This is a genomic window from Pseudomonas sp. NFPP25, from assembly GCF_900116505.1.
In the GTDB taxonomy this organism is placed as follows: Bacteria; Pseudomonadota; Gammaproteobacteria; order Pseudomonadales; family Pseudomonadaceae; genus Aquipseudomonas; species Aquipseudomonas protegens.
The window spans coordinates 597,364-621,586 of record NZ_FPBG01000004.1; the positions used below are offsets into that span (position 1 = coordinate 597,364).

23 protein-coding genes are annotated in these 24,223 nt (G+C 63.2%); 13 read left to right on the forward strand and 10 right to left on the reverse strand.

Annotated features, from left to right (window positions below; translation table 11 throughout):
• The first annotated feature begins 20 nt into the window (after positions 1-20).
• Positions 21-404: an MAPEG family protein gene (locus BM382_RS19060; protein WP_011063967.1), complete on the forward strand. Its 384-nt coding sequence runs from the start codon at positions 21-23 to the stop codon at positions 402-404.
• 43 nt (positions 405-447) lie between these two features.
• On the opposite strand, the gene BM382_RS19065 is transcribed toward BM382_RS19060, so the two are convergent.
• The gene (locus BM382_RS19065; protein WP_072443605.1) at positions 448-1,623 is read right to left on the reverse strand and encodes a murein transglycosylase A; all 1,176 of its coding nucleotides are present in this window, start codon (positions 1,621-1,623) and stop codon (positions 448-450) included.
• 132 nt (positions 1,624-1,755) lie between these two features.
• On the opposite strand from BM382_RS19065, the gene BM382_RS19070 reads away from it, so the two are divergent.
• Positions 1,756-2,205 (forward strand): c-type cytochrome, encoded by a 450-nt coding sequence (locus BM382_RS19070; protein WP_053160293.1) that lies wholly within the window; start codon positions 1,756-1,758, stop codon positions 2,203-2,205.
• A 39-nt stretch (positions 2,206-2,244) separates the two neighbouring features.
• On the opposite strand, the gene BM382_RS19075 is transcribed toward BM382_RS19070, so the two are convergent.
• The 4 genes from BM382_RS19075 to BM382_RS19090 all read right to left on the reverse strand — a co-directional run bounded on the left by BM382_RS19075 (position 2,245) and on the right by BM382_RS19090 (position 6,854).
• Entirely contained in the window at positions 2,245-2,640 is a 396-nt protein-coding gene (locus BM382_RS19075) for a DUF1090 domain-containing protein (protein WP_011063964.1), read from the reverse strand.
• 113 nt (positions 2,641-2,753) lie between these two features.
• Positions 2,754-4,424 carry an NAD-dependent DNA ligase LigB gene (gene ligB, locus BM382_RS19080; RefSeq protein ID WP_072443607.1) on the reverse strand — a complete coding sequence of 557 codons (1,671 nt, stop codon included), beginning with the start codon at positions 4,422-4,424 and terminating at the stop codon, positions 2,754-2,756.
• 224 nt (positions 4,425-4,648) lie between these two features.
• On the reverse strand, positions 4,649-5,839 hold the full coding sequence (gene metK, locus BM382_RS19085) for a methionine adenosyltransferase (protein WP_072443609.1): 1,191 nt from the start codon (positions 5,837-5,839) through the stop codon (positions 4,649-4,651).
• Positions 5,840-5,858: 19 nt separating this feature from the next.
• Positions 5,859-6,854, reverse strand: coding sequence for an ArsR/SmtB family transcription factor (locus BM382_RS19090; RefSeq protein ID WP_011063961.1), 996 nt, complete (start codon positions 6,852-6,854; stop codon positions 5,859-5,861).
• Between the two features lie 258 nt (positions 6,855-7,112).
• Here BM382_RS19090 and tkt point away from each other — a divergent pair, with 258 nt between their 5' ends.
• The 6 genes from tkt to fba all read left to right on the forward strand — a co-directional run bounded on the left by tkt (position 7,113) and on the right by fba (position 13,443).
• Complete coding sequence (tkt, locus tag BM382_RS19095; protein WP_011063960.1) at positions 7,113-9,110, forward strand: transketolase; 1,998 nt, start codon at positions 7,113-7,115, stop codon at positions 9,108-9,110.
• A 153-nt stretch (positions 9,111-9,263) separates the two neighbouring features.
• Positions 9,264-10,343 carry an erythrose-4-phosphate dehydrogenase gene (epd, locus tag BM382_RS19100; RefSeq protein ID WP_011063959.1) on the forward strand — a complete coding sequence of 360 codons (1,080 nt, stop codon included), beginning with the start codon at positions 9,264-9,266 and terminating at the stop codon, positions 10,341-10,343.
• 17 nt (positions 10,344-10,360) lie between these two features.
• Positions 10,361-11,524, forward strand: a complete 1,164-nt coding sequence (locus BM382_RS19105; protein WP_011063958.1) for a phosphoglycerate kinase — start codon at positions 10,361-10,363, stop codon at positions 11,522-11,524.
• A gap of 32 nt (positions 11,525-11,556) precedes the next feature.
• Entirely contained in the window at positions 11,557-11,778 is a 222-nt protein-coding gene (locus BM382_RS19110; protein WP_011063957.1) for a hypothetical protein, read from the forward strand.
• 60 nt (positions 11,779-11,838) lie between these two features.
• Positions 11,839-12,168 carry an MliC family protein gene (locus BM382_RS19115; protein WP_011063956.1) on the forward strand — a complete coding sequence of 110 codons (330 nt, stop codon included), beginning with the start codon at positions 11,839-11,841 and terminating at the stop codon, positions 12,166-12,168.
• 210 nt (positions 12,169-12,378) lie between these two features.
• Complete coding sequence (gene fba / locus BM382_RS19120) at positions 12,379-13,443, forward strand: class II fructose-bisphosphate aldolase (RefSeq protein ID WP_003229012.1); 1,065 nt, start codon at positions 12,379-12,381, stop codon at positions 13,441-13,443.
• A 161-nt stretch (positions 13,444-13,604) separates the two neighbouring features.
• Here fba and BM382_RS19125 read toward each other — a convergent pair whose 3' ends face one another.
• A complete protein-coding gene (locus BM382_RS19125; protein ID WP_011063955.1) occupies positions 13,605-14,276 on the reverse strand; it encodes a polysaccharide lyase family 7 protein in 672 nt (223 codons plus the stop codon).
• Between BM382_RS19125 and BM382_RS19130 the strand changes: the two genes are divergently transcribed.
• The 4 genes from BM382_RS19130 to BM382_RS19145 all read left to right on the forward strand — a co-directional run bounded on the left by BM382_RS19130 (position 14,275) and on the right by BM382_RS19145 (position 17,591).
• Positions 14,275-14,457, forward strand: a complete 183-nt coding sequence (locus BM382_RS19130) for a hypothetical protein (protein WP_065365099.1) — start codon at positions 14,275-14,277, stop codon at positions 14,455-14,457. The genes BM382_RS19125 and BM382_RS19130 overlap by 2 nt on opposite strands.
• Positions 14,458-14,592: 135 nt before the next feature.
• On the forward strand, positions 14,593-16,716 hold the full coding sequence (locus BM382_RS19135) for a putative bifunctional diguanylate cyclase/phosphodiesterase (RefSeq protein ID WP_072443611.1): 2,124 nt from the start codon (positions 14,593-14,595) through the stop codon (positions 16,714-16,716).
• A gap of 42 nt (positions 16,717-16,758) precedes the next feature.
• Positions 16,759-17,271, forward strand: a complete 513-nt coding sequence (locus BM382_RS19140) for a M48 metallopeptidase family protein (RefSeq protein ID WP_011063953.1) — start codon at positions 16,759-16,761, stop codon at positions 17,269-17,271.
• 23 nt (positions 17,272-17,294) lie between these two features.
• Complete coding sequence (locus BM382_RS19145; protein ID WP_011063952.1) at positions 17,295-17,591, forward strand: winged helix-turn-helix domain-containing protein; 297 nt, start codon at positions 17,295-17,297, stop codon at positions 17,589-17,591.
• Positions 17,592-17,594: 3 nt separating this feature from the next.
• Here the strand turns inward: BM382_RS19145 and BM382_RS19150 are convergent, their stop codons facing one another.
• Positions 17,595-18,047 carry a GNAT family N-acetyltransferase gene (locus BM382_RS19150; protein ID WP_011063951.1) on the reverse strand — a complete coding sequence of 151 codons (453 nt, stop codon included), beginning with the start codon at positions 18,045-18,047 and terminating at the stop codon, positions 17,595-17,597.
• 277 nt (positions 18,048-18,324) lie between these two features.
• Between BM382_RS19150 and BM382_RS19155 the strand changes: the two genes are divergently transcribed.
• Complete coding sequence (locus BM382_RS19155) at positions 18,325-19,062, forward strand: substrate-binding periplasmic protein (RefSeq protein WP_011063950.1); 738 nt, start codon at positions 18,325-18,327, stop codon at positions 19,060-19,062.
• Between the two features lie 86 nt (positions 19,063-19,148).
• Here BM382_RS19155 and yccS read toward each other — a convergent pair whose 3' ends face one another.
• The 3 genes from yccS to dbpA all read right to left on the reverse strand — a co-directional run bounded on the left by yccS (position 19,149) and on the right by dbpA (position 24,043).
• Complete coding sequence (gene yccS / locus BM382_RS19160) at positions 19,149-21,341, reverse strand: YccS family putative transporter (protein WP_019095267.1); 2,193 nt, start codon at positions 21,339-21,341, stop codon at positions 19,149-19,151.
• Positions 21,342-21,465: 124 nt separating this feature from the next.
• Complete coding sequence (locus tag BM382_RS19165) at positions 21,466-22,644, reverse strand: BaiN/RdsA family NAD(P)/FAD-dependent oxidoreductase (protein ID WP_011063948.1); 1,179 nt, start codon at positions 22,642-22,644, stop codon at positions 21,466-21,468.
• A 61-nt stretch (positions 22,645-22,705) separates the two neighbouring features.
• Positions 22,706-24,043: an ATP-dependent RNA helicase DbpA gene (gene dbpA / locus BM382_RS19170; protein ID WP_230493580.1), complete on the reverse strand. Its 1,338-nt coding sequence runs from the start codon at positions 24,041-24,043 to the stop codon at positions 22,706-22,708.
• Positions 24,044-24,223 lie beyond the last annotated feature (180 nt).

Consider the following 24,223-nt stretch of genomic DNA (forward strand, 5'->3'; position numbering starts at 1 on the left):
TCTAAAAAAGGATTTGCTCCATGACTGTCGCTTTCTGGTGTGTGTTGATTGCAATCATCCTGCCCTATCTCTGTACTGCCATCGCCAAGGGCGCCGGCAAATACGGGCTTCGCTACAACCATGACCCACGGGCGTTCCTGAGTACTCTGGAGGGTTTGCCCAAGCGTGCCCACAACGCGCAGCTCAACGGTTTCGAGGTGACCCCGGCATTCGCTGCGGCGGTGATCATCGCCCATGTGGCAGGTAACGCCGAGCTGGTGACGATCAACGTGCTGGCGGTGCTGTTTATCACCAGCCGCCTGCTGTACATGATCTGCTACCTGGCGGACTGGGCGATCCTGCGGTCCCTGGTGTGGTTCGTGGGCATGGGCCTGATCGCCAGTTTCTTCTTCGTTTCAGTCTGAGACACCCTTTTGCAGGAGCCGGCAAGCCGGCTCCTGCAGGGGCTCAAGGGGCGTCGGGCACTTCCGGCACCTTGGGCAGCGCTACGCCCTTGGGCCAGAGCATCCAGATCTGGCCCTGCTGCTTCATGTCTCCGGCCAGCTGCCCCGCGGCATCGCCCGTGCCCCAGAACAGATCGGCGCGCACCTCACCGGTGATTGCGCCGCCCGTGTCCTGGGCGGCTACCGGCCGTACCAGGCTGCTGCCATCCGGGCGGGTGGTGGACAACCACAGCAGGCTGCCCAAGGGGATCACCTTGCGGTCCACGGCCACGCTATAGCCTGACGTCAGCGGTACGTTCAACGAGCCCCGCGGGCCTTCATTGCTATCCGGGTTGCGGTTGAAGAACACGTAGCTGGGGTTGCTGCCCAGCAGCTCGGGAATCCGTGCCGGGTGGGCCTTGGCCCAGGCGGCAATGGTGCCCATGGTCACGTCCTCTTTCTTCAGCTCGCCCTGATCCACCAGCCAGCGGCCGATGGGACGGTAGGGGTGGCCGTTTTGGTCGGCATAGCCGATCCGCAATTGGCGCCCGTCATCCAGCTGGATTCGCCCGGAACCCTGGATCTGCAGGAATTGCAGGTCCATGGGGTCGGTCAGCCAGGCAATCACCGGGGCCTTGGTTCCCTTGCTTTCGATGGTCGCCGCATCGTCATAGGGCTTGAGTACCCGGCCTTCGAGCCGGCCACGCAGGCGCTTGCCCTTGAGCTCCGGGTAGAGGCTGTCCAGGGCGACGATGATCATGTCCTCCGGCACGCCGTATACCGGCACATTGGCCACCTGGGTCTGGGTCAGGCTGCCGGGATAGACCGGTTCGTAGTAGCCGGTGATCAGGCCGGTACTGCTGCCGCTGCCCGAGCGCAGGCCGTAGACCTGCAGGTGCTCCTTGAGAAAGCCGCGGATGGCCTCGGGGGTTTGCGGCACCGTCGCGGCTGCGGCGCAGGTGGCGCCCCACACCGGGTCGGCCTTGAGGCGGGTGCAGGCGCTGCGCCAGGAGCCGAAACCGGCCAGCAGGTCGTTGTCGGCGACGCTGGGCAGGGCGTCCCAGGTGGCGCTGTTGTAGGTGGCCAGGGCGTGGGTGGGGGCTGGCTTGGTATTGTCGCCGCCGTTGCAGCCAGCGAGCAGCGCCAGGGCCGGCAGGGCCCAGAGCAGATGGCGAGGCCAGCGGAGCGGGCTCGGGTTCATGCTGTATTTCCTTAAGAGGCTGCCCGCCGCATTGGTGATGGGGGACAACCCATATTATTAATAGGGCTATTGGTCTTTGCCGGGGAGGCGAGGATACTGGCCGCCGTTTCCGTGACCAGACCTGAAGCCACCATGACGCTAAAAAGACTTACTGTTGTATTGCTGGCCTGCCTGACGCTTTCCGCCTGTGGCGGTGTCGATCCCAATTCTCCCCTGGGCCAGCGCAAGGCGATCTTCAAGCAGATGCTCAAGACCGGCGAGGACCTGGGGGGCATGCTGCGTGGGCGGATTCCTTTCGACGGCGCGCGCTTTGCCGAAGGCGCGGTGAAACTCGACAGCCTGTCCCATGAGCCGTGGAAGCACTTCCCCGAGGTCAAGGAAGAGGATCACAGCAGCGCCACCGATGACGTCTGGCGCAAGCAGGCGCGTTTCCAGGAGTTGGCCCGCACCCTCGAAGCCGCCACCGGTGAGCTGGTGACGATCAGCCAGGTCCAGCCCTACAAGGCCAGCAATCTGGGGCCGGCGGTGCAGAAGGTCGAGGATGCTTGCAGCGCCTGCCACAAAGAGTTCCGCAATCACTGATTGGCGGCTCTGCTGAGCAGGGCCGAGGCATCAGGTTGCTTATTTGTCCAGTTCGTCCAGGGCTTGCTGCAGTTCCTTGCGGGACTCGGCAAGCTTGTCCTTGCGCTTGTTGATCTTCTCCGAGTCACCTTTCTTCATGGCTTTTTCCAGGTCGGCCTGGCGCCGGCTGACCTCATGCTTGGCCTCAAGCACTTTGTTTTCCCGCTCTTTCTTCAGCGAGGCGTCGGTGCAGTGGGCGGTCACTTCGCTCAGGGCGCGCTCCAGGCCGGCCTGCTGATTGCTGTTGCCGTGGGCCTTGGCCTGTTCGATCTGGTTCATGATGGCCTGGCGCTTGGCGGCGCAGCCGGTCAACTCGGGGGCCTGCTCGGCGGCCAGCAGTGGCGCGCTCATCAGGCTGCAGAGGGTCAGGGTGGCGAGCGATGGAAAAAGTTTCATTGAAGGCTCCAGGTGAAAAAGATCAAGAAATAACCAATAAAAATACTGACTGTTGTACCGGGAATGGGCTGTTGGAGCGTATTCCGGCTTGGGTGGTTCCACGTGCCATCGGGCTAAAAACCTTCGATACCGGCGCTGTTCAGGGCGCCTTGCAAGGCCAGGACCTCTGGAGCGCGAAAAAACGCCACCAGTTGTGCGGCCCGCTCCGCTCCGATACCGGCTTCATTCTGCCAGTCCAGGCTGCTTTTCATGGCCAGGGCCTGCCATGGCCCGCTCAGGTCGGCCGAGCCACTGGGCGGGATGCCGAGGGCTTTGAGCCAGCGAGGGAAGGGCTGTTGCCTGGCGCTGTGCAGACTCTCGAGCAAACGCTTGCTGCTGCGATCACCAAAGCCGGCAATGTTAGCAAGCTCTGCCTGATCCAGGGTCAGCCAATCCAGCAGGCCTTTGATACGGCCTGTTTCAACCAGCCGGGCCCAGGTCCGGCTGCCGATATTCTGCAGGTTCAGGCTTTGTTTGCTGCTGAGCCAGGTCAGTCGGGCCAGAAATTGTTCCTCGCAGCCGGGTGATGGCTGCCAGCAACTCAGGAAGTGAAAGTCGGCTTCTCGCGGGGGCTGGATGCTCTGGCGCAGGGTGCTTCTGAGTACCACTTCATCCAGGCGCGGGATGCTCAACCCGGCGAGACTGATGGCTACCTGATCGCCGGGAACGATATCCAGGGATCGCCAGCGTTGCAGTGAGCCGAGGCTGACACGGCGGATCTGCCGGTCGTCCAGGGTCACCGGCTCGATCTCCAGCAGGGGCGTGATGCGCCCCGTGCGGCCGATACGAAAATCGACTTGACGAACGCTGGCCAGCACCTGGGCGTAGGGGTACTTCCAGGCGGCAATCCAGTATGGGGCCTTGGCCTGCCAGCGTTCGGCGGCGGGACGCCGGCTTTGCCGCAGGATGATGCCGTCACTGGCAAAGGGCAGTGGCGAGCGATACCAGCGGGCCCGCCACTGTTGTGCATCGGCGAAGCCGCCTACGGGCCGGCTGTACTCGCGGGGTTCGACAAAGCCCAGGTCTGCCAGTTGCTCCAGGCGTTCGCTCAACGTAGCCGGGCCCTGGGGCCAGTCCCAGACAAACAGCCCGATCTGCGCCGCCTCCGCCGCCGTCAGCTGTTTGCGCGCCATCCAGCCTGCCACCCGGTTGCGCGCCTTGAGGCTGCCGGAGCGAGCCTGGACATGCTGCTCCAGGCGCAGATAGAGCTCTCCTTGCAGCAACAGGTCGACGGGCCGTGGCAGTCGTTTGGGTATGGCCTCGATTTGCCAGGCTGCACGGGTCCAGTCATGGCCATGCACGCCGTCGCCACGGCTGAGTGCTTGCTGGAACTGCCCCTGGTGGTAGATCAGGGTCACCGCTACGCCGTCGACCTTGGGTTGCGCCCAGATGTCGTCGCGGCCCTTGAGCCACCCCGTCACGGCATTGGCATCGGCGAGTTTTTCCACTCCTGTGTGGGGGATGGGGTGGCGGATGCTGCCCCCGGCGCCGAGCAGGGGCTGGTCCATTGCCCGGGGAGCCTGAGGGAAGCACTGGCGCCAGGTGAGCAGGCGCTGGCGGGCCTGATCGTAGAGCTCATCCGCCACCAGTGATCGGCCGTCACGGTAGTAGCTGCTATCCCAGCGCTGCAGTTGCTGCAGCAGGGCGGTGATTTCATCGGTGGCACGGGGAACCGGCCAGTCGGGGCAGGCGGCCTGGGCGAAGAATGGAGTGAGGCTCAGCAGCACAACGGCTCTTGGTAGCATGGGGAGCATCCTTGCTCTATGGGTCATGCGCTAAAGGCTAGAGGGGATTGGCTGACGGCCGGGACGAAGGTGGTTGCGAGGTGTTTCCCCGTCAGAGAACACCTGTGTCCTTGCTCGCTCGGCCCCGTACCAGCAGCGGTTTGCGGGATGAGCAAGAAACCTCAGGCGACAAAAAAGCCCCGCCGGGCGAGCCGGGCGGGGCTTTGGATATTGCCAGGTGAAGCTTACAGGCCGGCAGCGGCGCGCAGGGTGTCGGCGCGGTCGGTCTTTTCCCAAGTGAAGGTGGTGAAGGTGTCGTCACCCACGGTCTTGGTTTGCGGAGCCCGGCCGAAGTGACCGTAGGCAGCGGTTTCCTGGTACATCGGGTGCAGCAGGTCGAGCATGGTGGTGATTGCGTAGGGGCGAAGGTCGAACACTTCGCGTACCAGCTTGATGATCTTGTCGTCGCTGATCTTGCCGGTGCCGAAGGTGTTCAGCGAGATCGAGGTCGGTTGGGCCACGCCGATGGCGTAGGACACCTGGATCTCGCAGCGCTCGGCCAGGCCGGCGGCAACGATGTTCTTGGCCACGTAGCGGCCGGCGTAAGCGGCGGAACGGTCGACCTTGGATGGATCCTTGCCGGAGAACGCGCCACCGCCGTGACGGGCCATGCCGCCGTAGCTGTCGACGATGATCTTGCGGCCGGTCAGGCCGCAGTCACCCACCGGGCCACCGATGATGAACTGGCCGGTCGGGTTGATGTGGAACTGGGTGTCCTTGCTCAGCAACTTGGCAGGCAGCACGTGCTTGACGATCAGCTCCATCACGCCTTCGCGCAGGTCGTTGTAGGACACCTCGGGGTTGTGCTGGGTCGACAGCACCACGGCATCGATACCGACCACCTTGCCGCCTTCGTAGCGGCAGGTGACCTGGGATTTGGCGTCCGGGCGCAGCCAAGGCAGCAGGCCCGATTTGCGGGCTTCGGCCTGGCGCTGGACCAGTTGGTGCGAGAAGGTGATCGGCGCCGGCATCAGCACCTCGGTTTCGTTGCTGGCGTAGCCGAACATCAGGCCCTGGTCGCCAGCGCCCTGATCTTCCGGCTTGGCGCGGTCGACGCCCTGGTTGATGTCGGGGGACTGCTTGCCAATGATGTTCATCACGCCGCAGGTAGCACCGTCGAAGCCGACGTCGGAGCTGGTGTAGCCGATATCGCAGATCACATCGCGAACGATCTGTTCCAGGTCGACCCAGGCGCTGGTGGTGACTTCGCCGGCAACAATGGCCACGCCAGTCTTGACCAGGGTCTCGACCGCTACGCGGGCGTGCTTGTCCTGGGTAATGATGGCGTCCAGCACCGCATCGGAAATCTGGTCAGCGATTTTATCCGGATGCCCTTCAGACACGGACTCGGAGGTGAAAAGGGAGTATTCGCTCATCTCGACGGTTTCCTAAAATTTACCGATGGTGAGTGTCGCCAGCCGGTCGCTGAAAATGGCGAACCTGGATCTGGAAACCATTACGTAAGCCTACATACAGGCTTTCCCCGGGAGTCAGTCCCGCAGCGGTGGCCCAACGGGCCAAATCATCTTGTTCGAACCCTAGCCAGAGATCGCCGCAAGCCTCTTTGGCCCAACTCTGGTTGTGGCTGCACAAGTCTGTCACTAACAGGCTGCCGCCTGGTTGCAGCAATTGGGCCATCTGCTTGAGGGCCTCGGCCGGCGCGGCGAAATGGTGCAGGACCATGTTCAGCACCACGCAATCGGCCTGCAGCTGTACACCGTTCAGTGCATCGGCCAATTGCAGGCTGACGTTAGCCAATGTTTCGCGTTCGCACAGCTGGCGTGCCAGCTCCAGCATCGCCGGGCTGTTGTCCAGCGCGGTAACCCGGGCAAAGCGTCGGGCCAGCTCGGGGAGAAATCCACCGTCGCCGGGGCCGACTTCAATGGCCGTGGCCACTGGGTCGAAACTCAGTTTGTCCAGCAGCGCCAGCACACTGTCGCGATACTGGGGCAGTCCTGCGATCAGGTCCTGCTGGGCGCGGAATTTTTCCGCCACCCGGGAAAAGAAGTCCTGGCTGGCTGCAGCCCGCTGCCGGTGCACCAGGCTGATCCGGGCCTGTACCTCGCCCGGCAGGTTCAGCTGGTCGACCTCTTCCAGCAAGGCTGCGTGCAGTTTGCCGCCCAGGAGCCCGGTATGGGGCAGGGCGCGGCGATAGAAAATCGCATTGCCTTCACGGCGGGTCGCCACCAGGCTGGCCTGGGCCAGGACCTTCAGGTGGTGGCTCATGCCCGACTGGCCGATGGCGAAGATCTGCGCCAGCTCCAGCACACCAAACGAATCGTTGCTCAGCGCGCGCAATACATTCAGCCGCAGGGGGTCGCCGCCGGCCTTGCACAGGGCCGCCAGTTCGTCGCAATCGTCATGGCTGATGGCAGGCGCGGGCAGGTTCATGGGGCAGCAGTCTAGAGATGCCCGCAAATGCTCGCAAGGCCAATATCAAAAAGTTTTGATATTGGTGCCTGTAGGGGCTTTTCCAGAGCCTCTGCTTCTACAGTCAACGAGTGGCGAAGGGGTTTCATCAATGGATTGTGTCTTCAACAGGGGAAAAACATGCCTGAGTGACTATCTGTCATTGCCCCCGCCTGACGCCTGAGGGAAAATGCAGGCCTTTTTTCCGTTTCGTTTTATTCAATCCCCAGGAGATCAGCGATGCCAAGCCGTCGTGAGCGTGCCAACGCCATTCGTGCCCTCAGCATGGATGCCGTGCAAAAAGCCAACAGCGGCCATCCAGGTGCCCCTATGGGTATGGCGGATATCGCCGAAGTACTTTGGCGTGACTACCTGAAGCACAACCCGAGCAACCCATCCTTTGCCGACCGCGACCGCTTCGTGCTGTCCAATGGCCACGGCTCGATGTTGATCTACTCGCTGCTGCACCTGACCGGCTATGACCTGTCGATCGATGACCTGAAGAACTTCCGCCAACTGCACAGCCGCACCCCGGGCCACCCGGAGTTCGGTTACACCCCAGGCGTGGAAACCACCACCGGCCCGCTGGGCCAGGGCCTGGCCAACGCTGTGGGCTTTGCCCTGGCGGAGAAAGTCCTGGCGGCGCAGTTCAACCGTCCAGGCCACAACATTGTCGACCATCACACCTACGTGTTCCTGGGTGATGGCTGCATGATGGAAGGCATTTCCCACGAAGTCGCTTCCCTGGCCGGCACCCTGGGCCTGGGCAAGCTGATCGCCTTCTACGATGACAACGGCATCTCCATCGACGGCGAAGTCGAAGGCTGGTTCACCGACGACACGCCCAAGCGTTTCGAAGCCTATAACTGGCAAGTGATCCGCAACGTCGACGGCCACGATCCGGAAGAGATCAAGACCGCCATCGACACCGCGCGCAAGAGCCCGCTGCCGACCCTGATCTGCTGCAAGACCACCATCGGTTTCGGTTCGCCGAACAAGCAGGGCAAGGAAGATTGCCACGGCGCGCCACTGGGCGACGCGGAAATCGCCCTGACCCGCCAGGCGCTGAACTGGAACTACGGCCCGTTCGAAATCCCGGCCGACATTTATGCCGAGTGGGATGCCAAGGAAAAAGGTCGCGCTGCCGAAGCCGAGTGGGACCAGCGTTTCGCGGCCTATTCCGCTGCATTCCCAACCGAAGCCAACGAACTGGTACGTCGCCTTAGCGGTGACCTGCCTGCCGACTTCGCCGAGAAGGCCGACGCCTACATCGCCGAAGTGGCCGCCAAGGGCGAAACCATCGCCAGCCGCAAGGCCAGCCAGAACACCCTGAATGCTTTCGGCCCCCTGCTGCCGGAAGTGCTCGGTGGGTCGGCCGACCTGGCCGGTTCCAACCTGACCCTGTGGAAAGGTTGCAAGGGTGTCAGCGCTGAAGATGCCAGCGGCAACTACATGTACTACGGCGTGCGCGAGTTCGGCATGACCGCCATCATGAACGGCGTTGCCCTGCACGGCGGCCTGGTGCCTTACGGCGCGACCTTCCTGATGTTCATGGAATACGCCCGCAACGCAGTGCGCATGTCGGCGCTGATGAAGAAGCGTGTGATCCATGTCTACACCCACGACTCCATCGGTCTGGGCGAAGACGGCCCGACGCACCAGCCGATCGAGCAACTGACCAGCCTGCGTACCACGCCGAACCTGGACACCTGGCGCCCGGCCGATGCCGTTGAATCGGCGGTGGCCTGGAAAAACGCGCTGGAGCGTAAAGACGGCCCTTCGGCGCTGATCTTCTCGCGCCAGAACCTGCAGCACCAAACCCGCGATGCCGGCCAGATCGCCGACATCAGCCGCGGTGGCTATGTGTTGAAGGACTGCGCAGGCGAGCCTGAACTGATCCTTATCTCCACCGGTTCGGAAGTCGGCCTGGCCGTTCAGGCCTACGACAAACTGACCGAGCAAGGCCGCAAGGTGCGCGTGGTTTCCATGCCTTGCACCAGCGTGTTCGATGCTCAGGACGCTGGCTACAAGCAATCGGTTCTGCCGCTGCAGGTCAGCGCACGTATCGCGATCGAAGCGGCTCATGCCGACTTCTGGTTCAAGTACGTGGGTCTGGAAGGTCGCGTGATCGGCATGACCACCTACGGCGAATCGGCTCCGGCTTCGGCACTGTTCGAAGAGTTCGGCTTCACCCTGGACAACATCCTGGGCCAGGCCGAAGAGTTGCTGGAAGACTAAACCCGGAAGCCGGGTTGTCTGTACTGACGCAATTGCGAGCAAGCTCGCTCCTGCAGGGATGTATACCGTCCTTGTGGGGGCGAGCTTGCTCGCGATGACGATGGCGCAGGCAGCACGAAGCTGATGGTTTCACCACCGGTCATTGAGAACCCCATGCCTCAACCGCGTCCCTACAAAGTTGCACTCAACGGCTACGGCCGGATTGGTCGTTGCGTCTTGCGTGCTCTGTTCGAGCGAGGGGCTGCGGCCGGGTTCGAGATCGTTGCCATCAACGATCTGGCCGACATGGCCAGCGTCGAATACCTGACACGCTTCGATTCCACCCACGGGCGTTTTCCCGGTGAGGTGAAGGTCGATGGCGATTGTCTGCATATCAATGGCAACTGCGTGAAAGTGTTGCGCAGTGCCACCCCCGAAGGCATCGATTGGGCGTCCCTGGGCGTCGATCTGGTGCTGGAATGCTCCGGTGCCTACCACACCCGCGAAGACGGCCAGCGTTTCCTCGACGCCGGCGCGCCGCGGGTGCTGTTCTCCCAGCCGATGGCCAGCGAGGCGGATGTCGACGCCACCATCGTCTATGGGGTGAATCAGGACTGCCTGAGCGGCGACGAACGGCTGGTGTCCAACGCCTCCTGCACCACCAACTGCGGCGTGCCGCTGTTGCGCCTGCTGGATCAGGCCATTGGCCTGGAGTACGTATCGATCACCACCATTCACTCGGCGATGAACGACCAGCCGGTGATCGACGCCTATCACCATGAAGACCTGCGGCGTACCCGTTCGGCCTTCCAGTCGGTGATCCCGGTGTCCACCGGTCTGGCGCGGGGTATCGAGCGCCTGTTGCCGGAACTTGCCGGGCGAATTCAGGCCAAAGCAGTGCGGGTGCCGACGGTGAACGTGTCCTGCCTGGACATCACCATGCAGACCGTGAGCGATACCGACGCCACCGAGGTCAACCGGATCCTGCGCGAGGCCGCCACCAGCGGTCCGCTCAAGGGCCTGCTGGCCTACACCGAGCTGCCGCATGCCAGCTGTGATTTCAATCATGATCCCCATTCGGCGATCGTCGATGCCAGTCAGACCCGTGTTTCCGGCCCCCGGCTGGTGAACATCCTGGCCTGGTTCGACAACGAATGGGGCTTTGCCAACCGAATGCTGGACGTAGCTGGGCACTACCTGCACACAGCCGCTCCACGCACTGACACTCAACTCTCTGTTTCTGAAGAACAGTAACCCAGGAATTGCGACCCATGACCGTGTTGAAGATGACCGACCTCGATCTGCAAGGTAAGCGCGTGCTGATCCGTGAAGACCTCAACGTCCCAGTCAAGGACGGTGTTGTCACCAGCGATGCGCGAATCCTGGCTTCGCTGCCGACCATCAAGCTGGCCCTGGAAAAAGGCGCGGCAGTGATGGTCTGCTCGCACCTGGGCCGCCCGACCGAAGGCGAGTTTTCCGCCGAGAACAGCCTCAAGCCGGTGGCCGACTACCTGAGCCGCGCCCTGGGTCGCGAAGTACCGCTGGTGGCCGATTACCTGGGTGGTGTCGAGGTCAAGGCCGGCGACATCGTGCTGTTCGAGAACGTGCGCTTCAACAAGGGCGAGAAAAAGAACGCCGACGAGTTGGCCCAGCAATACGCTGCCCTGTGCGACGTGTTCGTGATGGACGCCTTCGGCACCGCGCACCGCGCCGAGGGTTCGACCCATGGCGTGGCCAAGTTCGCCAAAGTGGCTGCTGCTGGTCCTTTGCTGGCCGCTGAGCTGGACGCGCTGGGCAAGGCCCTGGGCAACCCGGCCAAGCCGATGGCGGCCATCGTTGCCGGCTCCAAGGTGTCGACCAAGCTGGACGTGCTCAACAGCCTGAGCCAGATCTGCGACCAGTTGATCGTCGGTGGCGGCATCGCCAATACCTTCCTCGCCGCTGCCGGGCATCCGGTGGGCAAGTCGCTGTACGAGCCGGACCTGCTGGACACCGCTCGCGCCATCGCCGCCAAGGTCAGCGTACCGCTGCCGGTGGACGTGGTGGTGGCCAAGGAATTTGCCGAGAGCGCTGCGGCCACCGTCAAGCTGATCGCCGATGTGGCCGATGACGACATGATTCTCGACATCGGCCCGCAGACTGCCGCGCAGTTCGCCGAACTGCTGAAATCCTCCAGGACCATCCTCTGGAACGGCCCGGTGGGCGTGTTCGAATTCGACCAGTTCGGCAATGGCACCAAGGTCCTGGCCCAGGCCATCGCTGACAGCGCCGCGTTCTCCATTGCCGGCGGCGGCGACACCCTGGCAGCCATCGACAAATATGGCGTAGCCCAGCAGATCTCCTACATTTCTACCGGTGGCGGCGCCTTCCTCGAGTTCGTCGAGGGCAAGGTGCTGCCGGCGGTTGAAGTCCTGGAAGCCCGGGCCAAGGCCTGAGGCCTCGATTGGCCGGGCAAAGGAGTGTTCTGATGGTCAAGACGTTGCCACTGTTGATCGCCGTGGCGTTGCTGGCGGGCTGTTCCAGTGCCCCCAAGGCAACGCCTGCGGAGGATGCCGGCGAGGTGCAGAAAGGCTGCTACCAGGCTGACTGGCAGGCCGAGACGGCTCCGGTGATCAACAAGCGCCTGGGCCCTGAGGGCCTGGAGAAGTACGAGACGCCGTCAAAGGCCAGGGAACAGGGTTGCCCTTGACGGGTCAGATGGGTTAACGCAACGCGCCGGGGCCTGTTGGCCGCCCGCCGAGGAACATTGATGAAAGGTTTGATCGCCGTGGCGATGCTGGGCTTGTTGGCAGGTTGTGCCAACCTGAACCTGCTCAAGTCGCCGACCACTGACAACTGGACCACCTGGACCTGCGACAGCCAGGCCCAGGTGCTCTGGCGCTACACCGACGACAGCCGCAAGGCCGTCGACGTGCGCCTGGGGGGCGACGACCAGGTACGCCGCCTGAAGCTTGAGCCCAGCGGTTCGGGCTCGCTGTACAGCGACGACATGCTGGCGTTTCACGTCAAGGGCGAGGAGGGCCTGGTCTACTGGGTCGCCACCAATGACCTGATCGGCCGCGGCTGCAAGGCCATGTAGGGGCAGGCTTGCCAGCGGAGGCGGCCTCCAGACCTGTGCAGGGTTCAAGGCCCCTTTCACCGGCGAGCCGGCTCCTGCGTGGCTGTAGAAATTTGGTTTTAACGAATGGAACAGAGCGGGTTGACCCCCGATCTGCAATCACTTGAATAGCAGTCGCCGCTACGGCAGGCTTGCACGATTAACGACCCTCGACCGGGAGAGACACACACAATGGCACTCATCAGCATGCGCCAGATGCTGGACCACGCAGCCGAGTTCGGCTACGGCGTTCCAGCCTTCAACGTCAACAACCTTGAGCAGATGCGCGCCATCATGGAAGCCGCTGACAAGACTGACTCCCCGGTGATCGTCCAGGCTTCGGCCGGCGCCCGCAAATACGCCGGCGCGCCTTTCCTGCGTCACCTGATTCTGGCTGCCATCGAAGAGTTTCCGCATATCCCGGTGTGCATGCACCAGGACCACGGCACCAGCCCTGACGTCTGCCAGCGCTCCATCCAACTGGGCTTTTCCTCGGTGATGATGGACGGCTCCCTCGGTGAAGACGGCAAGACCCCGACCGACTACGAATACAACGTCCGTGTTACCCAGCAAACCGTAGCCATGGCTCACGCCTGCGGCGTGTCGGTAGAAGGCGAACTGGGCTGCCTGGGTTCGTTGGAAACCGGCATGGCCGGTGAAGAAGACGGTATTGGCGCCGAGGGCGTGCTGGACCACAGCCAGATGCTGACCGACCCGGAAGAAGCCGCGGACTTCGTCAAGAAGACCCAGGTGGATGCCCTGGCCATCGCCATCGGTACCAGCCACGGCGCCTACAAGTTCACCAAGCCGCCTACCGGCGACGTACTGGCCATCGACCGCATCAAGGAAATCCACAAGCGCATCCCTAACACTCACCTGGTGATGCACGGTTCCTCTTCGGTGCCGCAAGAGTGGCTGGCGATCATCAACCAGTACGGTGGCGACATCAAGGAAACCTACGGCGTGCCGGTTGAAGAAATCGTCGAAGGCATCAAGTACGGCGTACGCAAGGTCAACATCGACACCGACCTGCGCCTGGCATCCACTGGTGCCATGCGCCGCCTGATGGCCACCAACCCCAGCGAGTTCGACCCGCGCAAGTTCTTCGGCGCCACCGTGACCGCCATGCGCGATGTCTGCATCGCCCGTTACGAAGCCTTCGGCACCGCCGGCAACGCCTCGAAGATCAAGCCGATCTCCCTGGAAGCCATGTTCCAGCGTTACCTCAAGGGTGAGCTGAACGCCAAGGTCAACTGAGCCTAAGCGTCGAACGAAGAAGCCCGCAGCGATGCGGGCTTTTTTGTATTCGACGCTCTTGCCTTCGTAGGCGCTGGCTTGCCCGCGATGAGCGCCTTTGGGCGGATGCCGGGCTCAAGGGCGCCTTCGCCGGCAAGCCGGCCCCTACGCAGGGAGGGGTGTCAGGTCTTGTTGTGGTCGATGTCCAGCTTGGAAAAGGTCACCTTGCCGCCTTCGCTGGTATAGCCGGTGTTGTCCTGCACATAAACCCCGGCCTTGAAGTACAGCGGCTTGTCGCGCCAGGTCGCGCTCAACTGGCTGTCCCACTGATAGCCGGCAGCGCTGACGCCCAGGGCGCCGCCCGGGCTCAGGTGGATCAGGTAGGAAAACTCCCGGTCCATGGGCACGTTCTCGGCGATGGTGATGACACGGCCTTCCTCGTCGTCCGGGTGCAGGCGCACCTTGGCCACGATGTTGCCGCTGCCCTTGCTGGTCTTGTACTGGTACTCGACCTTCACCAGCGGCTTGGTGCTGTTGTAGGCGTGGATCTGGCCGATGACGATCTTGCCCGAGGAGGGCACCTGGTTCACCGCCAGGGTCGCGTACAGCAGGTTGTCCGCTTCGGGGTAGGTCCAGTTGCGCAAGGTGCCGTTGGAGTAGGTCTCGCGCAGCTCGGTGCGCGGGTAGATGGCGTTCTCGGTTTTCGAGCCGGTCACCGGCGACCAGAAGAACAGGGTGCCGGTATCGGAGTGGAAGTACTGGTCCTTGAACCCCTTGACCAGTGTCGGGGTGTCGATGGTCGCCGGCGGGCTGCCGACGGGAACGCTGAGGTTCCAGGTTGCCAGGTCGATCATGGTGGTTTTCCGCAAGGCATGGCTGATGCAGGTGGCCGAAGGCTTTAGCCTGCGCTTCTTAGGGGGTCTTTATAGCGCAGAAGCGGTGCTTGGCGAGGCCCGTATGGCGGATATCTGGCGTCAGCAAAATGTCGAAATGCCATCTATCCCGGTTTTTATGCGGCAACTCTGTGACCGTTAGTCGGGAGTCGTGCCCATTGGCGAAGTGATGGCGTGTTGGCAGCTTCTGCTTTTGAGGATCCGGGTCTAGAGTGAAACCTTAGGTTTTACCGGGTTTTTACACCCGTTCAGTCTTATTACAGACAAGAGAAGCAGCATGGAATGCGTGCAACCAGAGCCAGCCGAAGGCCACTCCACTCTTCTGATCGTCGATGACTATCCTGAAAACCTCCTCAGCATGCGTGCTCTGTTGCAGCGCCAGGACTGGCAGGTGATGACCGCCGCCTCGGGGGTCGAGGCCCTGGGCCTGCTGCTCGAACATGAAGTGGACCTGGTATTGCTGGATGTACAGATGCCCGGCATGGATGGCTTCGAAGTCGCCCGCCTGATGCGTGGCAGCCAACGTACCCGGCTGACCCCGATCATCTTTCTCACCGCCAACGAACAGTCTCAGGACGCTGTGATCAAGGGCTATGCCAGTGGCGCCGTGGACTACCTGTTCAAGCCGTTCGACCCACAGATTCTCAAGCCCAAGGTCCAGGCCCTGCTGGAGCATCAGCGCAACCGCCGGGCCCTGCAGCACCTCAGCCACGACCTGGAGGTGGCGCGGGCCTTCAATGCCTCGGTGCTGGACAACGCTGCCGAGGGCATCCTGGTGGTGGACGAGGGCGGGTGTGTGCGTTTCGCCAATCCGGCGGTCTCGCGCCTGCTCAATGCCCAGGTCAAGGAGCTGGAAGGCTCGCCCTTTCTCGACTACCTGCAAAAGCCCCACGTTCCCGGCTGGAGCGGCTCCGAGCTCTACGCCTGTTATCGCCGGGGCGAAACCTATCGCCTGCACGACGCTCAGATGCGCACCGTGCCCGGCCAGTTGATCAGCGTGGCCTTGTCCTGTGCGCCCTTGCCCAGTGACCAGAAGGCGATGGTGGTCACCCTGCTGGACATGTCCGAAGTGCGTCACCTGCACCAGCAACTGGAATACCAGGCCGTGACCGACCCGCTGACCGGCCTGCTCAACCGCCGCGGCTTCTATCAGACGGTGGAAAACATCCTGCTGCGCAGCGACCGCTCGGGAAAGTCCCTGGTCCTGCTCTACCTGGACCTCGACGGCTTCAAGCGGGTCAACGACTCCCTGGGGCACGACGCCGGCGACCGGGTGCTGCGCTGGGTTTCCGAGCAATTGAAGGACTGCCTGCACTCCTTCGACATTCTCGGGCGCATGGGCGGCGACGAATTCACCGCGCTGCTGGAACTGAGCTTCCCCGAGCAGGCGGCGAAGATCGCCGAGAAGCTGATCGAACGCCTGTCCATCAACCAGCAGATCGATGGCCTGGAGGTGGTGCTGGGGGCGAGTATCGGCATCGCCATCTACCCCGACTGCGGCTCCAACCTGGACGGCCTGTTGCGGGCGGCGGACATCGCCATGTACGAAGCCAAGCGCGCCGGCCGCCAGCAGTACCGCTACTACGATCACGAGATGAATGGCCGCGCCCGTTCGCGGCTGATGCTCGAGGAAAGCGTGCGCAGCGCCGTGGAGCGCAAGGAATTCACCCTGGTGTACCAGCCCCAGGTGGCCATTGCCGACGGGCGCCTGCGCGGTTTCGAAGCCTTGCTGCGCTGGCGTCATCCGAGTGTGGGCGACGTGCCTCCGGGGCTGTTCCTGCCCCTGCTTGAGGAGGCACGGCTGATCAGCCGCCTGGGCAGTTGGATCTATCAACAGGGCGCGGCCCAGCGCAAGGACTGGGAGCAGGTGTTCAGCCCCGACCTGGTGCTGGGCGTCAGCCTCAGTGCCACCCAGTTCAACATGCCCAACCTGGTGGCCGAGCTGCGCCAGGTGCTGTCGCGCCATGGCCTGCAACCGCGCCAACTGGAGGTGGAGGTTACCGAGGCCGCCTTGACCCAGAACCTGGATGACACCCGCAAACAGTTGCAGCTCCTGCGTCAGCTGGGGGTGCGGGTGGCCCTGGATGACTTCGGCTCGGGCAGTTGTTGCCTGGCCTACCTGCGTGACCTGCAACTGGACACCCTCAAGCTCGATCGCCACCTGATTGCCCGCCTGCTGACCTCGCCAAGGGATGCCGCCATTGCCCGCTGCGTGATCGACCTGTGCAAGCAGTTCGACCTGCTGGTGATCGCCGAGGGTGTGGAAACCCTCGAGCAATACCAGTGGCTCAAGGCCAATGGCTGCGAGTATGTGCAAGGTTTCCTGGTGGCTCGGCCGCTGACCGCCAGTATCGCCAGCCAGTTTGCCCAGCCCTTTGACTGGAGCGCGCTACAGGCCTGAATTCGCTACACTGGCGCCTTTTATGCCCTGCGTTGCCCCTTCATGACCGCACTCAAATACCTCCAGGCCTATCCCGTTGCCTTGCAGCAGCAAGTGCGCCAGTTGATCGATGAACAGCGCCTGGGCGACTACCTGAGCCAGCGTTACCCGGGCCGGCACGCCGTACAGAGCGACAAGGCGCTGTACAGCTACGCTCTGGAGCTCAAGCAGGAATACCTGCGCAATGCGCCGGCCATCGACAAGGTGCTGTTCGACAACCGTCTGGACCTGACCCACCGTGCCCTGGGCCTGCATACCACGGTTTCCCGGGTGCAGGGCGGCAAGCTCAAGGCCAAGAAAGAGATCCGCATCGCTTCGCTGTTCAAGGAGGCGGCGCCGGAATTCCTGCGGATGATCGTGGTGCACGAGCTGGCCCACTTCAAGGAATCGGATCACAACAAGGCGTTCTACAAGCTCTGCGAGCATATGCTGCCGGGCTATCACCAGCTGGAGTTCGACCTGCGGGTCTACCTGACCTGGCGCGACCTGCAAGGCAAGGCGGGAGCGCCGGATTAACCCCTGAAGGCAAGGAGTGGGCGATGGATGTGAGCAAGACCAAGAGCAGTTTCTACCGCCGCCTGTATGTGGCGTACCTGATCGACAGCGGCCTGGCCAGCAGCGTGCCGGCGCTGACCGAGGTCACCGGCATGCCGCGGCGCACCGCCCAGGACACCATCGCGGCCCTGGCGGACCTGGACATCCTCTGCGAGTTCGAGCAGCAGGACGGCGCGCGCAACCATGCCGGGCGTTACCGGATCCACAACTGGGGCGCCATCGACAAGGGCTGGATCGAGCCCAACCTGCGGCAGATCAAGGCCGTGCTGGGCTATCCCTGAGGCTCAGGAGCGACGCATGCCGATGTGAGGAATACCGTCCTCCAGGTATGCTTCGCCCGCCACCACGAAACCGTAGCGGCCGTAATAGGCCTGCAGATGAGCCTGGGCCGAGAGGTAGATCGGCGTTTGCGGCCAGTGCCGCTCGGCCTGCTTCAGCGCCTGCTCCATCAGGGTGTGGCCCAGGCCCTGGCCACGGGCCTGTTCAGCGATGACCACGCGGCCGATGACCACGTCGCCGCCCTGGGAAGTCGGGTCCAGCAGGCGCAGGTAGGCCAGCAACCGGTCGCCGTCCCAGGCCATCAGGTGGCAGGTATCGCCTTCAAGGTCGCGGCCGTCGACTTCCTGATAAGGGCATTTCTGTTCCACCACGAAGACTTCGGTGCGCAATTGCAGAATCGCGTACAACTGTTCCTTGCCCAGGTCGGTGTGGTGTTTGCAGACCCATTCGATGGTCATCTTCATATCCTGTATTGAGTGCTGCGCGAAATAGTAAGCACATCGCCACGGGATGTCTTGCCGGTTGTCACGCAGAAATTGTTTCTGTGAGATGGGTCAAAATGCCACTACTGAGATCACTGGTATTTGTCTTCTTTGTGTAATCTGTTTTCAAGACCTGTGCATGGGTTCTGATGAGCTAATGTTAGGAGCTGGGCCGACCTGTGCCGCACAGGCCGCGACCCTGGAGTATGGGCTGGAACGCGCTGGGCCCAGGGCCCGCTAAGGATCTATTAGCATGCTGCGACTGCATCGAGCTTTGGCTTTGATCGGATTGCTGTTGCTGGGCCAGAGCGCTTTTGCCGAAAGGCTGCGGCTGGTCGCCGATGCCTGGCCACCCTTTACCGACGCGACCCTGGTCAATGGCGGCGTGGCCACCGACATTGTCAGCACCGCCCTGTCCCGCGCCGGCTATTCCAGCGAATTCGAGCAGGTGCCCTGGGCCCGGGCCCTGCTGGGCATCGGCGAGGGGCGCTACGACGTGCTGGTGAATGCCTGGTACAACGAAGAGCGCACCCAGTTGGGGCAGTTCTCCGCGGAATACATGGTCAACCGCGTGCGCTTCATCAAGCGCAAGGACGCGCCGCTGGAATACAGCAACCTCAAGCAGCTGCATGAGTACCCGGTGGCAGTGGTGCGTGGCTACGCCTATTCCCCCGAATTCGACAATGACCCCGACCTGCAGAAGGTGCCGGTGCACAACTTCGCCATGGCGGTGCGCATGCTGGCGGCGGATCGGGTCAAGCTGACCCTGGAGGACGAATACGTTGCCCGCTACTACCTGGCCCGGGAGTCACCGCGGGTACGCAATGCGGTGGAGTTCCTGCCCAAGCCCCTGAGCGAGAACAGCCTGCATATCCTGGTCAGTCTGAAGAACCCCGAGCATGCGCAGATCGTGGCCAGGTTCGACAAGGAAATCGCTGCCATGAAAGCTGACGGCAGCTACGACCGCCTGCTGCGCCAGCACGGCATGTAACCGAAGATGCAGGAGCTGGCTTGCCAGCGAAAGCGACTCCGGACCGTGCATGAGTCTTGCGGCCCCTTTCGCCGGCAAGCCGGCTCCTACGGTTTTGCGTTGTCGCTGGTGTCCTTGATCAGATGCGCCGCCAGGGTCCGCAACGGGCCCAACTGACGGCAGATCAGCGCCAGTTGGGTCTGCACCAGGCGCTGGCCTTCGTCGACCTCGTCGGGCATTTGCTCCAGCTCATTGGCCAGGGCTTCTTCGGCATCGCTCTGGATATCGATCGGGGTCTTGTTGGCCAAACCCTGGGCAATCTCGTCGATGCTAGCCGCCAGGCTGACCCCGGCGCCTTCGATCAAGTGCTCGCGAACTTCGTCCGGCAGCCGGGTCTCGCGGTGTGCGCCCAGGCCCGAGAGGTAGCTGAGCAAGGTGTGGGACAGCACCAGGAAGCGGAAGCCCACGTCCGCTTCCTTACGGAAATGCCCGGGTTCCATGAGCATGTTGGCCAGGGTGGTGGACAGCGCGGCGTCGGCGTTGTGGGCGTTGCGCCGGGCCAGGCGGTAGGCCAGGTCGTCGCTCTTGCCGGCGGCGTACTGCTGCATGATCTGGCGCAGGTAGATGCTGTTGCAGGTCAGGGTGTTGGCCAGCACCTTGTTCAGGCGCCGGCCCTGCCAGTCCGGCAGGAACAGGAACACCGCCAGCCCGGCGATCAGGCTGCCCAACAGCGTATCGAACAGCCGCGGCAGGAACAGCCCATAACCGTCGCCCACCTGGTTGAAGCAGAACAGCACCATCAGAGTGATGGCCGCCGTGGCCAGGGTGTAGCGGGTGGTGCGGTTGGTGAAGAACACCACCCCGGCGGCAATGGCGAACAGCGACTGCACCAAGGGGCTGGGGAACAGGTCGAACAGCGCCCAGGCGATGGTCAGGCCGATGGCGGTGCCGATGATCCGCTGGCCCAGCTTGCGCCGGGTAGCGCCGTAGTTGGGCTGGCAGACGAACAGGGTGGTGAGGATGATCCAGTAACCCTGGGAAGGGTGGATCAAATGCACCATGCCGTAGCCGATGCTCAGCGCCAGGGGCAGGCGCAGGGCATGGCGGAACAGCAGCGAGGTTGGCGTCAGCTGGGTGCGCAGGCGGGTCCAGACATCCTTGAAGTTGCGTGGCGAACGGTCCAGCAGGCTGCTGTCGGTGGCGTCCGCCAGGGCGTCGGGGTTGCTGGCGTCGCTGAGCAGGCGGTCGAGGGTGCCGAGGTTGGCCGCCAGGGCTCGCAATGAGCGCAACAGCCCGCGCCAGGCCGGGTTGCTCTGGATCCGCAGGTGTTCCAGGGAAGCGTGCAGGTCGCCCAGGGCCTCGGCGAAGGTGGCGTCATAGACGAACGGCTGGCGCAACTGGATGGATTCGGCCAGGGCACGGCAGGCCTTGCCCTGCTGGCGCAGCAGGCGCTGGCAGCGGAACAGCACGTCGCTGTGGAAAAACGCCTCGGTCAGGGCGTTGTACGGGTAGTGGGAAGAGCTGGCGCGCTCGTGAATGTCCTGGGCCAGGAAGTACAGCTTCAGGTAGCGGCTGACCTTCGACCCCGGCCGGCCGTTGCCCACCCGGTGCAGGATGATTTCCTTGGCGACGTTGAGGGCCGCCACCACCTTGCCGTTCTGCTTGGCCAGTTCCAGGCGCCGGGCCTCCACGTCCAGCTGGCGGATGGGCTCGAACAGCGAGGACTTGAGCTTGAGGTAGTAACCCAGTTCGCGAAACAGCCGGGCCAGGCTCTGCTGCACCGGCTGGTTGGAAAACAGCGCCTGCCACAGCACCGACAGCAGGCCGTACCAGGCGGCGCCGGCCACCAGCAGCAGCGGCTCGTGCCAGAAATCGATCACCGCGCCGCCGCGCTGGTCGACGCCGATCATGGTGTAGACCGAGAGTATCAGGGTCGCCGAGGCGATGGCGCCATAGCGTTCGCCCAGCGCCCCCAGCATGGTCAGGCCGAAGCTGGCCAGGGCCAGGGCGATGGCGAAGATCCAGGGGTAGGGGAACAGCAGTTCCACCGACAGCGCGGCAATGCTGAAGCACACCAGGGTTACGGCCAGGGAATTGAGCCGGCCTTGCCAGCTGTCGTCGGTTTCCGCCAGGGCGCTGGCGATGATGCCGAGGAACAGCGGGATCAGCAGGGCCATTTCATCCTGATACCAGCACAGCGCCATGCTGCCGGTCAGGGCGATGAACACCCGCACGCTGTAGCTGAATTTATCCAGCGCCCAGAGGCGGCGCAGGGATTGGCGAAAAGAGGTCGAGGACATGGAGTAGGGCAGGCCTTCCGGGGCGATGCAGCTAAATTGAGCCAGTATTGACGACGGCGCAATGCCGTCGTCACATCCTTGAGCAATATCTGTTCCTCTTTCCTACGGCGCCCTGGCCACAGGCTCAGACGTACTGCGCCGCCGCGTAGCCCGAGGCCCAGGCCCACTGGAAGTTGAAGCCGCCCAGGTGGCCGGTGACGTCCAGCACTTCACCGATGAAATACAGCCCCGGGCTCTTCAGCGATTCCATGGTCTTGGACGAAACTTCCCGGGTGTCGACGCCGCCCAGGGTCACTTCGGCGGTGCGGTAGCCCTCGGTGCCCGCCGGTACCAGTTGCCAGCTGCCGAGTTTCTGCGCCACGTCCGCCAGCTCCGCCGGGGTGTACTGCTTCATCGGCTTGGAGACGAACCAGTGGTCGGCCAGCAGGCCGGCCATCTTCTTGGTGAAGATCTCCCCCAAGAGGGTCTTGAGCTCGCTGTTGGGGCGCTCGGCCTGCTGCTGTTGCAGCCAGCCCAGGGCGTCGTGGTCCGGCAGCAGGTTGATCTCGACGCTGTCGCCGGGCTGCCAGTAGGAGGAAATCTGCAGGATCGCCGGGCCGCTGAGGCCGCGGTGGGTGAACAGGATGTTCTCGCGAAAGCTCTGGTCGTTGCAGCTCACCAGGCAATCCACCGAGGTCCCCGATAGCTCGCTGCACAGTTCCTTGAGCTGGTCGGTGATGGTGAACGGCACCAGGCCGGCACGGGTCGGCAGCAGTTCGTGGCCGAACTGTTTGGCCACCTGATAACCGAAGCCGGTGGCGCCCAGCGTCGGGATCGACAGCCCGCCGGTGGCGATCACCAGCGATTGGCACTGAACCTGGCCGAGGGTGGTGTCGAGCAGGTAGCCGCTTTCGACCTTTTCGATGGTCTGGATCGAGGTGTCCAGGCGCAGCTCCACGCCGACCTGATCGCACTCGTCGAGCAGCATGCCGAGGATGTCGCTGGACTTGTTATCGCAGAACAGCTGGCCGAGTTTCTTCTCGTGGTAGGGCACGCCGTGCTTGGCCACCAGGCCGATGAAATCCCACTGGGTGTAGCGCGCCAGGGCCGATTTGCAGAAGTGCGGGTTCTGCGACAGGAAGTTGGCCGGCTCGGTGTACATATTGGTGAAATTACAGCGGCCACCGCCGGACATCAGGATTTTCTTGCCGGCCTTGTTGGCGTGGTCCAGCAGCAACACCTGGCGGCCTCGGCCGGCCGCGGTCAGGGCGCACATCAGGCCGGCGGCGCCGGCGCCAATGATCACGACTTCGGTAGAACGCAAAACGGTGTCCTCAATAGAAGCGAACGGCCCTGTGGCAGCGGCTACAGGTCAAACAGTGGGGTTAAAGGACGCGCACGCGCAGCGAGCGGCCCTTGATCTTGCCGTTGTTCAGGCGCTGCAGCGCCTGCATGACCACGGTGCGTTCAACCGCCACATACGACTGGAAGTCGAAGATCGCGATCTTGCCGACCTGGGCGCCCGGGATGCCGGCGTCGCCGGTCAGTGCGCCGAGAATATCCCCCGGACGTACCTTGTCCTTGCGCCCGCCGGCGATGCACAACGTGCTCATCGGTGGCTGCAGCGGGGCGCCGCCCTGGGACTTGAGGTTATCGACCTGATCCCAGTTCAACGGGGCTTTCTGCAGTTGTTCGATGGCTTGCGCGCGATGGGCTTCGGACGGTGCGACGAGGCTGACCGCGATGCCTTTCTCGCCAGCGCGACCGGTACGGCCAACGCGGTGAATGTGGATTTCCGAATCGCGGGCCAGCTCGACGTTGATCACCATGTCCAGCGCATCGATGTCCAGACCACGGGCGGCGACGTCGGTGGCGACCAGTACCGATGTGCTGCGGTTGGCAAACATCGCCAGCACCTGATCGCGGTCACGCTGCTCCAGGTCGCCGTGCAGGCCGACAGCGGAGATGCCTTTGGCGGTCAGGTGATCGACGGTTTCCTGCACTTGCTGCTTGGTGAAGCAGAACGCCACACAGGAGGCCGGGCGGAAGTGGTGCAGGACTTTGGTCACTGCGCTCATGCGCTCTTCCGGTGAAATCTCGTAGAAGCGCTGCTCGATCTGCGTATCGTCGTGGAACGCTTCGGCTTTCACCGTTTGCGGATCGCGCATGAATTTCGACGCCAGTTGCTTGATGCCCACCGGATACGTGGCGGAGAACAGCAGGGTCTGGCGGCGCGACGGGGTCTTTTCGATGATGTCTTCGATGGCGTCGTAGAAACCCATGTCGAGCATGCGGTCGGCTTCGTCGAGCACCAGCGTGTTCAGGCCGTCGAGCACCAGCGAACCCTTGCGCAGATGCTGCTGGATACGCCCTGGGGTGCCGACGATGATATGCGCACCGTGCTCCAGGGAGGCGATCTGTGGCCCGAACGACACGCCGCCGCACAGGGTCAGGACCTTGATGTTGTCTTCGGCGCGGGCCAGCCGGCGCACTTCCTTGGCCACCTGGTCGGCCAGCTCGCGAGTCGGGCAGATCACCAGGGCCTGGCAGCCGAAGTAGCGCGGGTTGATCGGGTTCAGCAGGCCGATGCCGAAGGCCGCGGTCTTGCCGCTGCCGGTCTTGGCCTGGGCGATCAGGTCCATGCCCTTGAGGATCACCGGCAAGCTCTGCGCCTGGATCGGCGTCATCTGGGCATAACCGAGGGAGTCGAGGTTAGCCAGCATGGCGGGAGACAGGGGCAAAGTATTAAAAGCGGTGGCAATGGTGGTCACGGGACTGGCCTGCAAAACAAAATGTCGCGCAGTGTATCAGTCTCGCTCCCACAACCTGCAAATTCTGGACGAGCAACCGCGCAGGAGCGGTTTTGTGTAGGAGCTGGCTTGCCAGCGAAAGCAGCCGCGAGG

Excerpts from the sequence above, each read along its gene's own strand:
- BM382_RS19060 (WP_011063967.1), top strand. The coding sequence starts at position 21 with ATGACTGTCGCTTTCTGGTGTGTGTTGATTGCAATCATCCTGCCCTAT.
- BM382_RS19065 (WP_072443605.1), bottom strand. The coding sequence starts at position 1,623 with ATGAACCCGAGCCCGCTCCGCTGGCCTCGCCATCTGCTCTGGGCCCTG.
- BM382_RS19070 (WP_053160293.1), top strand. The coding sequence starts at position 1,756 with ATGACGCTAAAAAGACTTACTGTTGTATTGCTGGCCTGCCTGACGCTT.
- BM382_RS19075 (WP_011063964.1), bottom strand. The coding sequence starts at position 2,640 with ATGAAACTTTTTCCATCGCTCGCCACCCTGACCCTCTGCAGCCTGATG.
- ligB (WP_072443607.1), bottom strand. The coding sequence starts at position 4,424 with ATGCTACCAAGAGCCGTTGTGCTGCTGAGCCTCACTCCATTCTTCGCC.
- metK (WP_072443609.1), bottom strand. The coding sequence starts at position 5,839 with ATGAGCGAATACTCCCTTTTCACCTCCGAGTCCGTGTCTGAAGGGCAT.
- BM382_RS19090 (WP_011063961.1), bottom strand. The coding sequence starts at position 6,854 with ATGAACCTGCCCGCGCCTGCCATCAGCCATGACGATTGCGACGAACTG.
- tkt (WP_011063960.1), top strand. The coding sequence starts at position 7,113 with ATGCCAAGCCGTCGTGAGCGTGCCAACGCCATTCGTGCCCTCAGCATG.
- epd (WP_011063959.1), top strand. The coding sequence starts at position 9,264 with ATGCCTCAACCGCGTCCCTACAAAGTTGCACTCAACGGCTACGGCCGG.
- BM382_RS19105 (WP_011063958.1), top strand. The coding sequence starts at position 10,361 with ATGACCGTGTTGAAGATGACCGACCTCGATCTGCAAGGTAAGCGCGTG.
- BM382_RS19110 (WP_011063957.1), top strand. The coding sequence starts at position 11,557 with ATGGTCAAGACGTTGCCACTGTTGATCGCCGTGGCGTTGCTGGCGGGC.
- BM382_RS19115 (WP_011063956.1), top strand. The coding sequence starts at position 11,839 with ATGAAAGGTTTGATCGCCGTGGCGATGCTGGGCTTGTTGGCAGGTTGT.
- fba (WP_003229012.1), top strand. The coding sequence starts at position 12,379 with ATGGCACTCATCAGCATGCGCCAGATGCTGGACCACGCAGCCGAGTTC.
- BM382_RS19130 (WP_065365099.1), top strand. The coding sequence starts at position 14,275 with ATGGTGGTTTTCCGCAAGGCATGGCTGATGCAGGTGGCCGAAGGCTTT.
- BM382_RS19125 (WP_011063955.1), bottom strand. The coding sequence starts at position 14,276 with ATGATCGACCTGGCAACCTGGAACCTCAGCGTTCCCGTCGGCAGCCCG.
- BM382_RS19135 (WP_072443611.1), top strand. The coding sequence starts at position 14,593 with ATGGAATGCGTGCAACCAGAGCCAGCCGAAGGCCACTCCACTCTTCTG.
- BM382_RS19140 (WP_011063953.1), top strand. The coding sequence starts at position 16,759 with ATGACCGCACTCAAATACCTCCAGGCCTATCCCGTTGCCTTGCAGCAG.
- BM382_RS19145 (WP_011063952.1), top strand. The coding sequence starts at position 17,295 with ATGGATGTGAGCAAGACCAAGAGCAGTTTCTACCGCCGCCTGTATGTG.
- BM382_RS19150 (WP_011063951.1), bottom strand. The coding sequence starts at position 18,047 with ATGACCATCGAATGGGTCTGCAAACACCACACCGACCTGGGCAAGGAA.
- BM382_RS19155 (WP_011063950.1), top strand. The coding sequence starts at position 18,325 with ATGCTGCGACTGCATCGAGCTTTGGCTTTGATCGGATTGCTGTTGCTG.
- yccS (WP_019095267.1), bottom strand. The coding sequence starts at position 21,341 with ATGTCCTCGACCTCTTTTCGCCAATCCCTGCGCCGCCTCTGGGCGCTG.
- dbpA (WP_230493580.1), bottom strand. The coding sequence starts at position 24,043 with ATGCTGGCTAACCTCGACTCCCTCGGTTATGCCCAGATGACGCCGATC.